The 13750-nt window shown below is 63.6% G+C and carries 10 protein-coding genes and 1 pseudogene; 5 read left to right on the forward strand and 6 right to left on the reverse strand.

Annotated elements, in window-relative coordinates:
* Positions 1–17: 17 nt before the first annotated feature.
* The 3 genes from JMN22_RS03975 to JMN22_RS03985 all read left to right on the forward strand — a co-directional run bounded on the left by JMN22_RS03975 (position 18) and on the right by JMN22_RS03985 (position 2874).
* Positions 18–866: an ureidoglycolate lyase gene (locus JMN22_RS03975; RefSeq protein WP_198795879.1), complete on the forward strand. Its 849-nt coding sequence runs from the start codon at positions 18–20 to the stop codon at positions 864–866.
* Positions 867–1052: 186 nt separating this feature from the next.
* Positions 1053–1943, forward strand: a complete 891-nt coding sequence (locus tag JMN22_RS03980; RefSeq protein WP_198795880.1) for a hypothetical protein — start codon at positions 1053–1055, stop codon at positions 1941–1943.
* Entirely contained in the window at positions 1936–2874 is a 939-nt protein-coding gene (locus JMN22_RS03985; RefSeq protein ID WP_198795881.1) for a hypothetical protein, read from the forward strand. The genes JMN22_RS03980 and JMN22_RS03985 overlap by 8 nt, the downstream gene beginning before the upstream one ends.
* Here the strand turns inward: JMN22_RS03985 and JMN22_RS03990 are convergent.
* Together JMN22_RS03990 and JMN22_RS03995 are read right to left on the reverse strand one after the other, a co-directional pair.
* A complete protein-coding gene (locus JMN22_RS03990; RefSeq protein ID WP_198795882.1) occupies positions 2849–4045 on the reverse strand; it encodes an MFS transporter in 1197 nt (398 codons plus the stop codon). The two genes, JMN22_RS03985 and JMN22_RS03990, sit on opposite strands and share 26 nt — an antisense overlap.
* An 11-nt stretch (positions 4046–4056) precedes the next feature.
* On the reverse strand, positions 4057–4683 hold the full coding sequence (locus JMN22_RS03995; protein ID WP_198795883.1) for an isochorismatase family cysteine hydrolase: 627 nt from the start codon (positions 4681–4683) through the stop codon (positions 4057–4059).
* A gap of 162 nt (positions 4684–4845) precedes the next feature.
* Between JMN22_RS03995 and JMN22_RS04000 the strand changes: the two genes are divergently transcribed.
* Positions 4846–5343, forward strand: a complete 498-nt coding sequence (locus JMN22_RS04000; RefSeq protein ID WP_198795884.1) for a winged helix-turn-helix transcriptional regulator — start codon at positions 4846–4848, stop codon at positions 5341–5343.
* A 12-nt stretch (positions 5344–5355) separates the two neighbouring features.
* On the opposite strand, the gene JMN22_RS04005 is transcribed toward JMN22_RS04000, so the two are convergent.
* From JMN22_RS04005 to JMN22_RS26780, 4 genes and pseudogenes are all read right to left on the reverse strand, one after another.
* Entirely contained in the window at positions 5356–8451 is a 3096-nt protein-coding gene (locus JMN22_RS04005) for an efflux RND transporter permease subunit (protein WP_198795885.1), read from the reverse strand.
* A gap of 3 nt (positions 8452–8454) precedes the next feature.
* Positions 8455–9624 carry an efflux RND transporter periplasmic adaptor subunit gene (locus JMN22_RS04010; protein ID WP_198795886.1) on the reverse strand — a complete coding sequence of 390 codons (1170 nt, stop codon included), beginning with the start codon at positions 9622–9624 and terminating at the stop codon, positions 8455–8457.
* Between the two features lie 100 nt (positions 9625–9724).
* Positions 9725–10480, reverse strand: a complete 756-nt coding sequence (locus tag JMN22_RS26775) for a methyl-accepting chemotaxis protein (RefSeq protein ID WP_437127678.1) — start codon at positions 10478–10480, stop codon at positions 9725–9727.
* 102 nt (positions 10481–10582) lie between these two features.
* Positions 10583–11776 (reverse strand): annotated as a pseudogene (locus JMN22_RS26780) (PDC sensor domain-containing protein); the annotation flags it as partial.
* A 493-nt stretch (positions 11777–12269) separates the two neighbouring features.
* On the opposite strand from JMN22_RS26780, the gene JMN22_RS04020 reads away from it, so the two are divergent.
* Positions 12270–13718: an APC family permease gene (locus JMN22_RS04020; RefSeq protein WP_030141615.1), complete on the forward strand. Its 1449-nt coding sequence runs from the start codon at positions 12270–12272 to the stop codon at positions 13716–13718.
* The last annotated feature ends 32 nt before the right edge of the window (positions 13719–13750 follow it).

Consider the following 13750-nt stretch of genomic DNA (forward strand, 5'->3'; position numbering starts at 1 on the left):
TTGAACAGGAGCACTTCATGAAACTGTTGCGTTACGGCGAGAAAGGTTCGGAAAAGCCCGGGCTGCTGGATGACGACCATCAGATCCGCGACCTGTCGGGCCATGTGCCGGACATCGCCGGAAATGTCATTGGGCCGGAAGGCCTGGCAAAACTCGCCGCCCTCGACCCGCGCAGCCTGCCGGTCGTGGCCGGCCAACCGCGGATCGGCCCGTGCGTCGGCCAGGTCGGCAAGTTCATCTGCATCGGCCTGAACTACGCCGACCATGCCGCCGAGTCGAACATGGAGGTGCCGAAGGAACCGATCATCTTCAACAAATGGACCAGCGCCATCTGCGGGCCGAACGATGACATCCAGATCCCCCGTGGCTCGCTCAAGACCGATTGGGAAGTCGAGCTGGGCGTGGTCATCGGCAAAGGCGGGGGCTACATCGACGAAGCGAACGCCCTGGAGCATGTCGCCGGTTATTGCGTGATCAACGATGTGTCGGAGCGCGAGTGGCAGCTCGAACGCGGCGGCACATGGGACAAAGGCAAGGGCTTCGACACCTTCGGCCCCCTTGGACCCTGGCTGGTGACCAAGGATGAAATCCCCGACCCGCATGCGCTGGACCTGTGGCTGGAAGTCGACGGGCATCGCTATCAGGACGGCAACACCCGGACGCTGATCTTCAGCGTGCCGCAACTGATCGCCTACCTGAGCCGGTGCATGAGCCTGCAACCGGGCGACGTCATTTCCACCGGCACGCCACCGGGCGTTGGGCTGGGCATCAAGCCCAACCCGGTGTTCCTGCGCCCGGGGCAGACCATGCGCCTTGGTATCGAGGGCTTGGGCGAGCAGCGTCAGGTGACCGTGCAGGCGGATTGATCGCTGGTTTCGCTGCCGCTATCGCGAGCAAGCTCGCTCCCACAGGAGATCTCTAGGGTGCAGATAACCGTGTGGGAGCGAGCTTGCTCGCGATGGCGGTAGTTCTGTTGCCGAAGATATAGGCACTGTCCTCGCCACGAAAAATCCTCGAAGATGCGCGCCTGATTCGAGAGAACGATTCGACCCATGAGCGACGACTCCCACGCACGGTTTTCCCGTTTTCAAACCCCGGATCCCAGCATCCCTCCGCGCGAGCAATCACCGATGCTCCCGCAGGAGTTGGCCTGGGCGCGCGAGCGTGCCTTCATGCACCGCTTCAGTTGGTTCGTGGTGCTGCTTCCGCCGTTGAGCATGGGCCTCGTGCTGCCAGGCTTGGCGTACTTGACGATCCTGGGCCTGACCCAGAAGTTATTCGCCCCGGAGCTGGATGTCGACCGGATCGTCGGTGATTCCCTGGGCTGGCTGGCGCTGGTGACCATGCTTTTCGTCGCCGGCTGGGCATTGTCCAATTACCTGCGCGACTCACGGGACCCTACCAAGCGCTACTGGCAATCGTTGCCGGACCAAGGATTGGTCGAGCTTGAGCGTCATACATTGGTCTCGGGCATCAGCCTTTGGGCCAACGACTTTGACCCGGACTGCAACAGCCTCACCCTGTGGAAGAACGACAAGCTGGTGAGCGTGCAAAGCTCCGGCGTGTCGCAGTGGATCCTCGCCATGACCGCGGCCGGCCACTGGCTGGTGCTCAAGGACGAGTTCCCCGGTGACTTCTGCTATGGGCGAGAAGGGCGGATGCCCGAGAAGGGCAAGCAGCTGCAACCCCGCCAGCACTTGGCGATTGCCTTCGCACCCGGAACCCAGCTGATGCTGGGCCTGCGCTTTGAGGGTGCGCCTGTGCCATTGGTGGAAACGCCTTATTGGATGTCCGCCGATGAGATCAAGCGCCTGACCGAAGCCGCCCATCACTGGATTTTCTTCCCGCCGGACCGTTACGCCGTGGTCAATACCGAGGACGCCCGCTGGGTGCAACGATTGGTGGACAGGGCACAAGCCAGTGTCGGGCCTCAGCATGAGTGACGAACTCTACAAGCAAATGATCAGCTTCGAGACGCCTGATCCAACCATCGGCCCTCGCGAGCAATCACCCATGCTCCCAGAGGAGTCAGCCAGGGCGCGCGAGCGTGCATCCATGCACCGCTTCAGCTGGGTCATGGTGCTGGCGGCGCCGGTGAGCGTTGGCCTGATGCTGCCAAGCCTGGCGTTCGTGATTGGCCTGGGCCTCGTCGAGAAATGGTTCGTCCCCGGCCTGGATGTCGACCGGATCATCGATGGATCCTGGGGCTGGCAGGTGCTGGCGACTGTGCTTTTCATCGCCGGTTGGGCCTCGTCCAATTACCGGCGCGATTCACGCGACCCGACCAAGCGCTACTGGCGCTCGATGCCGGATGAAGGGGTGGTCGAGCTTGAGCGTCATACGCTGGTCTCGGGCATCAGCCTGTGGTCCTGCGATGATAATCCCGAGGCCCTCAGCCTCACGCTCTGGCAAGACGACAAGCTGGTGCGCGTGCAAAGCTGCGGCGTGTCGCAATGGATCCTGGCCATGACCTCGGCCGGGCACTGGCTGGTGCTCACGGAGGAAATTCCCGGCGTCTTCCGCCATGGACAGGCCAGGCGAATGCCTGCGTCCGACCTGCGGATGAAGCCCCAGCAGCAATTGGCGATTGCCTTTGCCCCTGGGACCCAGTTGATGCTGGGCCAGCGCTTTGACGGTGCGCCTTTGCCGCTGACGGAATCCTCGTACTGGCTGTCCGCCGATGAGTTCAGCCGCCTCGCCGAAGCATCCCATCGCTGGGGCTTTTTCCCGCCGGACCGTTACGCCGTGGTCAACGACCGGGACGCCGGTTGGGTGCAGCGACTGGTGGACAAGGCGCTGGCGGACAAGGCGCGCGGCAACACTGGTCCACAGCCTCAGCGAACGGCTGTCATGGCGGAGCGTCCGCCAACGTGACGCGGGTATCTCGGGGCGCGAGGGCGCTGGTGGCGGTCGCCGCGAGGGCGAGCAGTGCACCGACGGTGGCGAGCCCGATCCAGCCGCTCCGGTGGACCCCGTAGTTACCCAAGGCCGCGCCGAGTGCACCGCCCAGGAAATACGAACCCATGAACACCGTGTTCAATCGGCTGCGGGCCTCGGCGCGCAGGGTCTGGACGCGTGCCTGATTGGCCACCAGCCCGACCCGGTTGCCGAAGTCCAACAGCACCATGCCGACAATCAGCCAGCCCAGGTGCTGTCCGCCGGCCCCGATGAAGACGAAACCGACGACCAGCACCGTCGTACCCGCGACGGTCAGCGTCCGGGCGCCCAGGCGATCGACTAACGTGCCGATGCGGGGCGATGCGACGATGCCCAACACTGTCACCAGGCCGAACAGGCCAATGGTGGTCGAGCCGAACGTGTACGGCGGCTGGGTCAGCAGCGCGGCCAGCGTGGCCCATAAGGCACTGAAGGCGGCGAAAATCAGGAAGCCGCTCGCGGCGCAGAAGCGCAGTACCGGCTCCTCGCGCAACAGGCTGCCGAGGGAACGCATCAGCGCGCCATAGCGCATGGGAGAAAGGCTCGTCAGAGCGGGTAGATTTCCAGCAACGATCAACAACAGCACCCCATCGATGAGCGAGGCCACCCAGAACACCGATCGCCAACCGCAGTGCTCGCCGAGCAGGCCACCGAAGGTCCGCGCCAACAGCAATCCGGCGGACAATCCGCTCAGCAACGCCCCTACCACCCGGCCGCGTTCCGCGGGCGCGGCCAGACCCGACAGGGCGGGGATGATCAGCTGTGCGGTAATCGCCGTCACCCCAACCAGGAAACTGCCGACGCACAGCAGCGCGAAACTCGGCGCCGCGGCGCAGGCGAGCAGCGCGACGGCATTTGCCCCGATGGCCCGCAATGCAACGCGGCGGGGTTGTCGGCAATCGGCGAGGGGCACGATGAGCAGCAGGCCCGTCCCATACCCGAGTTGCGTCAGCGTGGCGATCAGCCCGGCTTGGGTCGAGGTCAGGCCGAACGACGCGGCCATCATCGGCAGCAACGGTTGATGGTAGTAAAGGGTCGACACGGCCAGGGCGCAACACACGGCCATCACGCCGACCAGGCGCGCGGGGATCACGTTCGACGCGGGCATGGCGCGGTCCTTCAGTGCGGTTGCAAGGTCGAAATGAGCGTGCCTGTATCGACGATGCTGTGGGCGAATGTCGGACCGTTCAGTTCATGGGCCGCGTGCATCATTTCCGGACTGAACGCGGCGGTTGCGTCGCGCACCAGCGTCACGTGGTAACCCAATTCCATGGCGAAACGCGCGGTGGACTCGATGCAAGTGTTCGCCAGCAAACCCATGACAATCACGTGGGTGATGCCTTGTTGCTTGAGCTGGAAATCGAGGTCGGTATTGGCGAACCCGCTCTGGCCCCAATGCTCCTGGACGATGATGTCGCCGTCCTGCGGCACGAAGTCCGGGTGCCATTCGCCGCCCCAGGTGCCTTTTGCGAACGTATGGCGTTGCTGGATCAGGCGTTGGGTCGGATTGGGGTGGTTCCAGTTGTCGTAGTCGCCGGGTTGCCAGCGACGATGGGGCACGTAGAACACCTGGATGCCTTGTTGCCGTGCGGCTGCCACAGCGGTGCGCAGGTTGTCGAGGAGGTGAACGTCCTGGGCAACCTTTTCCAGCAAGGGAAAGAGCTTGCCGCCCTCGGACAGGAAGTCGTTATAAGGGTCGACCAGCAGCAGGCCGGTTCGGGACGGGGAGTACACAGGCTGGGTCATGTCTTCGATGCTCCGGTTGGGAAAGGCACGCTCAATACTAACTATGAAAATCATATAGTCAATGATCTAGCGGTGTACATCGCATTTTTTACCGCCGAATCGTATCTGCAATCGCCGTGTTACTATGAAAAAAATAGTGGCTTTGCGGATTCTGGAAAAGTGATGAACAAGCACGACGAGACAAACGAGACGGTGTGCCCGGTGGCGCGTTCGGTTGGGGTGGTCGGTGATAAGTGGACGATCCTGGTGTTGCGTGAGTTGTACATGGGCACGACACGCTTCGAGGAGATCCAGATCCAGGCCGGCGCCACGCCGCAAATGCTCACCTCGCGCCTCAAGGCATTGGAAGCCGACGGCCTGGTGGAGCGTCGTCCCTACAACGAAAAACCCCTGCGCTACGAGTACCAGCTGACCGCCAAGGGATGGGATTTCTATCCGGTGATCTACGCGTTGCGCGCCTGGGGCGAAACGTGGTGCAAGGGCGAGGATGAAGGGTTGGCGATGCACTTTGTGCATCGCGCCTGTGGTCACGACGTGGGGGTGGCGAGTGTTTGCCCCAATTGCGGAGTACCGGTGGAACGCAAGGACTTGCAACCGTCGATCAGCGAACGCTTCCTCGCCGAGCGCACGGCCCGTCGGGAAGCGTTCAAGGGCAGGTAGCGCCGCCAACCCTCAATCGGATTTGCGACGCGTGACGCGCTTCATCACCACCACGAAGAACACCGGGACAAACACCACCGCCAGGGTGGCGCTGATCATGCCGCCGATCACGCCTGTGCCAATGGCTTGCTGGCTCGCCGAGCTGGCCCCCGTGGCGATCGCCAGCGGGACCACGCCGAGGATGAACGCCAACGAGGTCATGATGATCGGCCGCAAGCGCAGGCGCGCGGCCTGGAGCGTGGCGTCGACCAGGTCGTGGCCTTCGTCGTACAGGCTTTTGGCGAACTCGATGATCAGGATCGCGTTTTTTGCCGACAGGCCGATGATGGTGATCAGGCCGATCTTGAAGAACACGTCGTTGGGCATGCCGCGCAACGACACCGCCAGTACCGCGCCGAGCACGCCCAGCGGGACCACCAGCAACACCGAGGTCGGGATCGACCAACTCTCGTACAGCGCCGCCAGGCACAGGAACACCACCAGCAGCGACAGGCCCAGCAGGATGGGCGCCTGGCTGCCGGACAAGCGTTCCTGCAACGACAGGCCGGTCCATTCCTGGCCCATGCCTTTTGGTCCCTGGGCGACCAACCGTTCGATTTCGGCCATGGCTTGCCCGGTGCTGTAGCCCGGTGCCGGCTCGCCGGAAATGCTCACCGCCGGGTAACCGTTGTAGCGGGTCAGTTGCGCCGGCCCCTGGGTCCAGCGGGCCTGGACGAACGCCGACAGCGGCACCATTTGTCCATTGCTGTTGCGCACGTGGATCTTCAGCAGATCCTCCACTTGGCTGCGCTGGTCGCCTTCGGCCTGGACCACCACGCGCTGCATGCGCCCCTGGTTCGGGAAGTCGTTGATGTAGGCCGAGCCCACCGCCGTGGACAGCACGCCGCCGACATCGGCAAAGGAAATCCCCAAGGCATTCGCCTGCTTGCGATCGACCTCCAGTTGCACCTGCGGCGCTTCCGCCAGGGCACTTTCGCGCACGTTCATCAGCACCGGGCTTTTTTCGGCGGCGGCGAGCAGTTCGCTGCGGGCCTGCATCAGCGTGGCATGGCCGAGGCCGCCGCGGTCCTGCAAGCGAAACTCGAAACCGCTGGAAGTACCGAGGCCGTCCACCGGCGGCGGCAGCACCGAGAACACCATGGCGTCCTTGATCGCGCCGAAGGCCTGGTTGGCGCGATCGGCGATGGACGCCGCCGAATCATCGCCGCCGCGCTGCGACCAATCCTTCAGCGTGGTGAACGCCAGGGCCGCGTTCTGCCCGCTGCCGGAGAAGCTGAAGCCGAGGATCACCGTGCTGTCGCCAACGCCGGGCTCGCCGGCATTGTGCGCCTCGATCTGTTCGACGACCTGTACCGTGCGGTTCTTGCTCGCGCCCGGCGGCAACTGGATGTCGGTGATGGTGTAGCCCTGGTCTTCCACCGGCAGGAACGAGGAGGGCAGGCGACTGAACAGCAGGCCCATGCCCAGCAGCAGCACGCCGTAGATCAACAGATAACGGCCGCTGCGTCTCACTGCGTAGGCCACCCAACTGTGGTAGCGGTCGCCGAATCGATCGAAGCCGCGGTTGAACGCACCGAAGAACCCGCGTTTGGCGTGGTGATCGCCTGGCGCGATCGGCTTGAGCAAGGTCGCGCATAGCGCCGGGGTCAAGGTCAGGGCGAGAAACGCCGAGAACAGGATCGACGTTGCCATGGACAGCGAGAACTGCTGGTAGATCACCCCCACCGAGCCCTGCATGAACGCCATTGGAATGAACACCGCCACCAGCACCAGGGTGATGCCGATGATCGCCCCGGTGATCTGGGCCATGGCCTTGCGCGTCGCGTCCTTGGGAGAGAGGCCTTCCTGGGCCATGATCCGCTCGACGTTCTCCACCACCACGATGGCATCGTCCACCAGGATGCCGATGGCCAGCACCATGCCGAACATGGTCAATACGTTGATCGAGAAACCCAGGGCGAGCATCGTCGCGAAGGTGCCCATCAGCGCCACCGGCACTACCAGCGTCGGGATCAGCGTGTAGCGGATGTTCTGCAGGAACAGGTACATCACCGCGAACACCAGCAGCATCGCCTCGCCGAGGGTATAGACCACCTTGGTGATCGAGACTTTGACGAACGGCGATGTGTCGTAGGGAATCTTGTATTCCACGCCGGCCGGGAAGTAGCGCGCCAGCTCATCCATCTTCGCCCGTACGAGGGTGGCGGTGTTCAACGCATTGGCGCCCGGCGACAACTGCACCGCCACGGCAGTCGACGGCTTGCCGTTCAGGCGCGTGGAGAACTGGTATTCCTGGCTGCCGATTTCCACCCGCGCGACATCGGCGATGCGCACCGTCGAACCGTCGGGGTTGGCCTTGAGCACAATGTCGGCGAATTCCTGCGGCGTCGAGAGCTGGCCCTTGACGACGATGGTCGCGGTGATTTCCTGGGTGCTGCGGCTCGGCAGGTCGCCGAGGCTGCCGGCCGAGACCTGGGCGTTCTGCGCGACGATGGCGGCATTGACGTCCGCCGGGGTCAGGTTGAAACCCACCAGCTTGCGCGGATCGATCCAGATCCGCATGGCCCGCTCGGCGCCGTACAACTGGGCCTTGCCGACGCCGTCCAGGCGCTTGATCTCGTTCATCACGTTGCGCGCCAGATAATCGCTGAGCGCCACGTCATCGAGCTTGCCGTCGCTGGAGGTGAGGGTGATCAGCAACAGGAAACCGGCGGAGACCTTGTCCACCTGCAAGCCCTGCTGGGTCACCGCTTGCGGCAGGCGCGACTCCACCGCCTTGAGGCGGTTCTGCACATCGACCTGGGCCAGTTCGGGGTTGGTCCCGGGTTGGAAGGTCGCGGTGATCGTGGCGCTGCCGAGGCTGCTCTGGGATTCGAAATACAGCAGGTTGTCGGCGCCGTTGAGTTCTTCCTCGATCAGGCTGACCACGCTCTCGTCGATGGTCTGCGCCGACGCGCCCGGGTACACCGCGTAGATCTCGATTTGCGGCGGCGCCACGACCGGGTATTGCGCCACCGGCAGTTGTGGAATGGCCAGGATCCCGGCCAGCAGGATGAACAGCGCGACGACCCAGGCAAACACCGGGCGGTCGATGAAGAATTGCGGCATGGCTTAGTGTCCTGCCTGTGGCCCGGAAGCCTGGGCGAGAGGAAGAGGGGAATCATCGATCCGGACTTTTTCACCGGGGCGTGCGTGCTGGACACCTTCGACGACGATGCGATCGCCCGGCTTCAAGCCTTCGGTGACGATCCAGCGATCATTCTGAGCGGCGCCCAATTGCACCGGTTGCTGGCTGACCTTCTGCTCGGCGTCCAGCAGCAATACCTGGGCGATGCCGGCGCTGTCGCGCAGGATCGCCCGTTGCGGCACGGTGATGCCTTGGCTGTTCACTGCCTGCTCCAGGCGCACCCGGATGAAACTGCCGGGCAGCAAGTCCAGGTCCGGGTTGGGGAACTCGCTGCGCAGGGTGATCTGGCCAGTGCCCGGGTCGACGCTGAGGTCGGTGAAGAGCAACTTGCCGGGCAGCGGATAGGGGCTGCCGTCGTCCTGGATCAGGGTGGCTTTGGCCTGGTCCCGGCCGACCGCTTGCAACTGGCCGGCGCGAAAGGCGCGGCGCAGGTCATTGAGTTCACGGGTCGATTGGGTAAGGTCGGCGTGGATCGGGTCCAGTTGCTGGATGAGTGCCAATGGCGTGGTTTCGTTCTGCCCCACCAGTGCGCCTTCGGTCACCAGGGCGCGCCCGATGCGCCCGGAAATCGGTGCGGTCACCGTGGCGTAGCCGAGGTTCAGCTTGGCCCGTTCCACGGCGGCCTTGTTGGCGGCGACATCGGCGGCGGTCTGGCGCACGTTGGCCCGGGCATTGTCGTAGTCCTGGCCGCTGATGGCCTGGTCATCGATCAGTTGGGCATAGCGCTGCGCCTGCAACCGGGCCTGGAACGCATTGGCCTCGGCCTTGCGCAACGCCGCCTCGGCACTGTCCAGGTCAGCCTTGAACGGCGCCGGATCGATGCGAAACAGCACCTGTCCCTGCTTGACGTCGCTGCCTTCGTGGTAGACCCGCTGCAAGACCACGCCGGCGACCCGGGCGCGGACTTCGGCCACTCGCGGTGCGGCAATCCGGCCGCTCAGCTCGTTGCTGATGGACAGCGGTCGAGCCTGGACGGTCTCGATACGCACGCTGGCCGGCGGTGCGGATTCTTCCGAGGTCGAGGTGTCATCACAGCCGCTGAGCAACAGCGCACCGATCAACAGGCCCAGCGTGACGGCAGGTTTCTTGGACATGGTGCTTCCCCACTATTGAACCGCCCATGGTAGGGAACCGGGCCGATGACAGGGGTTAAGCTTTGTAGCGGCTCTGTGAAATTGTGTAACGCCCCTGGAATCAAATCTGAAAATGCCCCACCAACTCCTGCTGGTGGTTGGCCATGGCGTGCAGCGTGTGACTCGCCTGGGAAGCTTCCTGCATCCGGCCGGCCAGGGTTTCGCTGATGCCACGAATGCCGCTGACGCGGTGGCTGATGTCTTCCACCACTGAGCTTTGCTCCAGGGCCGCGCTGGCGATCTGTTGGTTCATCTGTTCGATCACTTCCACGGCCTGGGTGATGTGCTGCAGCGCGCCATGGGTGTGTTCGACGTGAACGACGCTGCCCCTGGCCAGTTCCCGGCTCGACTGGGTGCTGAGTACCACGTCCTGGCTCAGCTGCTGCAAGGCTTCGATCACCGTGCGGATCTGCTCGACGGAATTCTGGGTGTTGCTCGCCAAATGCCGGACTTCATCGGCCACCACCGCGAAGCCACGTCCCTGTTCGCCCGCCCGGGCTGCTTCGATGGCGGCGTTCAGGGCCAGGAGGTTGGTCTGCTGGGCAATGGCGCAAATCACGTCCAGCACCTGGCTGATCTGTTGGCTGTTGTCCGCCAGTGCCTTGACCTGCCCAAGCGTTGCCTCCAGGCGCCGGTCGAGGGCGTCGATGCTGCTGACGGCGTTGGCGAACATTTCCTGTCCCGATCGGCTGGCATTTTCCGCCACCGTTGCGGCATCGGCAGCCTGGTGGGAGTGGCGCGCCACTTCCTGGGCGCTGGCGCTCATCTCGTGCAAGGCGGTCGCCGCCAATTCGACTTCCCGGTACTGCTGTTGCATGCCTGCGCTGACTTCTCCGGCGACCCGCGCAGACGTGTCGGCGGTGTCCCGAGTGTCCCGGGACGCTTGCTGGATATCCCGGATGATTGGCTGGAGCTTGTCGAGGAAACGGTTGAAGCCGTGCGCCAACTGACCGAGTTCATCGTGGCGTTCGTCGGGCAGGCGCTGGGTGAGGTCGCCGTCACCTTCGACAATGGCGTCGAGCATATGAGCCACCCGCAACAATGGCCGTGTCACGCCGTAGGCGGTGAGCCAGATGAGCAGCAGCCCAAGGCCGGCAGCCAGCAGGCCCAGGCTGAGGTTGAACCAGTTCGACTGGCGATGCTTGTCGTCGAGCTGCGCCTGCATGTGCAAGGCGGGCGCTTGCACGAGCGCTTCCGGCACGCGGATCTGCAGTTGCCAGGGGTGGCTTGCCGCGGCGGTCTGCACGGCTTGGCGCACGTCGATGGAGGCCTCCGTCACGGCGCCGCTGTGGCCGGCCACTTGCCCCGACGGGGAGAGGATGCTGACCTCGCTGTGGCCGGGATACAGCTCGTTCGCCAGGCTGGCGGCGAGTTGCTGGAGGGTATCGAGGCTGATGTCCATGCCTACCACGCCGATGACTTTGCCTTGGTCCAGCAGTGGTATGGAGATGCTGCTCATCAAGGTCTGCTTGCCTTCGACTTCAATCGCGTAGGGCTCCGTCACGCAGGTATGCCCCTGGTTTTGCGGGCAGACGTACCAGGCGTTTTCCGGCTCGCTGCCCGGTGGCGCGGTGTTGGCGCTGATCTGGGCTTCGCTGAGCACTTCCTGCATCAGGTGCCCGGGTTGGCTTTGCGACCAGTACAGGGCAAAGCGGCCTTTTTCGTTGCTGGCGAGGTCGCGCTGTCCGGCCAAGCTGGCATCCTCGGTCGCCAGGGCGTCGGGCAGCAGCACGACATAGAAACCGAGGACTTTTTCACGCTTGAGCAGCGCCTCGCGAGTCAGGTCAATCAGGTCGTGGCGCAGTTGCGCGGCCGTCAATCGTCCGTTCAGTGCCTGGGCGCGCAGTTGCAGCACCTGCTGGGCAAAACCTTCGCCATAAATCGCCGTTTCGCTGAAAAACCGTTCCACCCGCTGACCGTGGGCCAAGGCCTGTGCTTGCAGGCTCTCCAAGGCTGACTGTCCGAGTAGCTGGCTGCTTTGCCGTTTCAGCAGCGTGGCGCCTTGCTGGTTCTGATACAGCGAGGCACCGGTCAGTGCCCCGACAACTGCCAGCAGGCTCAGGCCGCTCAGAAGGGTGATCCGCCATTGGATAGAGAGACGAGCGAAAAACATGCTGAGGTTTCCTGGGCTTAGGGGTTTTTATTGTTTTGAGCCCAGCACTGTCTGAACGGTGGGCAAGGTTATCTTGCGGCAGGAAGCGCCTCCCCGTTATCCCGAATCGGCAGCGGTTGTGCGCCGAGATTGAGCGCATGCGGTTCACTTAAGGCGCCGACGTCCTTGTGGCGAGGGGATTTATCCCCGCTGGGCTGCGCAGCAGCCCCCTAACAGTCAACTCAGTATTCTGATACTCCGCGTTGCCTGCATTTAGGGCCGCTTCGCGCCCCAGCGGGGATAAATCCCCTCGCCACAGGAATGTCCTTCCCTGATGGGGCTGGCCTGTTTTGGGGCACTGCTTTTGATGCTGCCGTTTTGGGATAGCGAAGGGTTTTGGCAAGGGCATAGCATCGAAACCAGCGTGCAAGCAGAACAACAAGATTCTGGAAGCCGGTGAAGCTGGCCGACTCCGATCCAGCAGCCACTGCCTCATACAATAAGGTCAAGAACAATGAGCGTATCTTTCCCGATCAGCAGCTCGACGGAGCTGAAGCGCGGCGCACTGGGTGTCGGCTTCATCATCTTCTTCGTGATATCGGCGGCGAGTCCCTTGAGTGTCATCGCCGGCGGCTTTCCCATCGGCATCATGCTTGGCAATGGCGCCGGCACACCTGCGCTGTTGCTGCTGGCGCTGTTGGTGTTGCTGGCCTTTTCGGCGGGTTACACCGCCATGTCCCGGCACATGACCAACGCCGGTGGCTTCTACGCCTTCACCTCTCGCGGCCTGGGTGGCTTGGCCGGTGGCGCGGCAGGGGTGTTGGCGATGTTTGCCTACAACATTCTCCAGGTCGGCCTGTACGGCATGTTCGGCGGCGTGGTCAGCGGCACGATGGCCAGTGTCTTCGGCCTGGAATTGCCGTGGTGGACGTACTCGCTGCTGGCGATGGCGAGCGTTGCGATCCTCGGTTATCGCAAGATCGACTTATCGGCTCGTGTGCTCTCTGTGGTGGTGATCGCCGAGTACCTGGCGATCCTGACGCTGGATTTCGCCATCCTCAAGACCGGTGGCGACAGCGGCATCAATCTCGATTCGTTCGACCGCAGCCACGTCTTCAGCGGCACGCCATCCATCGGCCTGCTGTTCTGTTTCGCGGCGTTCATCGGCTTCGAAGCCACGACGATCTATGGAGAAGAGGCGAGGAATCCGCACCGCACGATTCCCATCGCCACCTACAGCTCCGTGCTGTTGATCGGTGGTTTTTATGCGCTGTCGGTCTGGTCGATGATCGTGGGTGTCGGGGCCGACAAGATCGTACCGACGCTGCAAGCCCTGCAGGATCCGACCACGTTCATCTACGGCCTGTCCGATCACTTTGTCGGCCCGCACCTGACCCAGATCATCCGGCTGCTGTTCATGGTCAGCATCTACGCCGGACTGCTGGCGTTCCACAATGCCGCGGCGCGTTATTTCTATGCCATCGGCCGGGACGGCTTGCTGCATAGCCGCTTGGGCACCACCCACCGCGTGCACCAGAGCCCGCACATGGGCTCGGTCCTGCAAAGCCTGATCGCCGCCGTGGTGGTGCTGATCTTCGCCGCGCTGGACGCCGACCCGATCCTGCAATTGTTCGCCTGGTTTTCCAACCTGGCCACCCTCTGCGTGATCCTGCTGATGGCGCTGACGTCGGCGGCGGTGTTCGTCTACTTCCGGCGCCACCCGGAATTGAAGCTGGGGCTTTGGCGCGGTCGGATTCTTCCAGGCTTTGCGTGCCTGGCCTTGCTCGCGGTGCTGGCCCTTGCGGTGATTCATTTCGATGTGCTCACGGGCGCCAGCCAGCGCCTGTCCTACGGTCTCTGCGCCGTCATTCCTGTCGCGCTGGTGGTCGGCGTGTTCCTCGCCGTGCGTCTGCGCAAGGTCTCGCCGGAGCGATTCGCGGCGCTGGGTAGCCACAAGCTCTAGCCGCCACGCGAGCGCTTCACACCACACAAAAA

It is taken from the genome of Pseudomonas sp. HB05, from assembly GCF_016756915.1.
Taxonomy (GTDB): Bacteria; Pseudomonadota; Gammaproteobacteria; order Pseudomonadales; family Pseudomonadaceae; genus Aquipseudomonas; species Aquipseudomonas alvandae.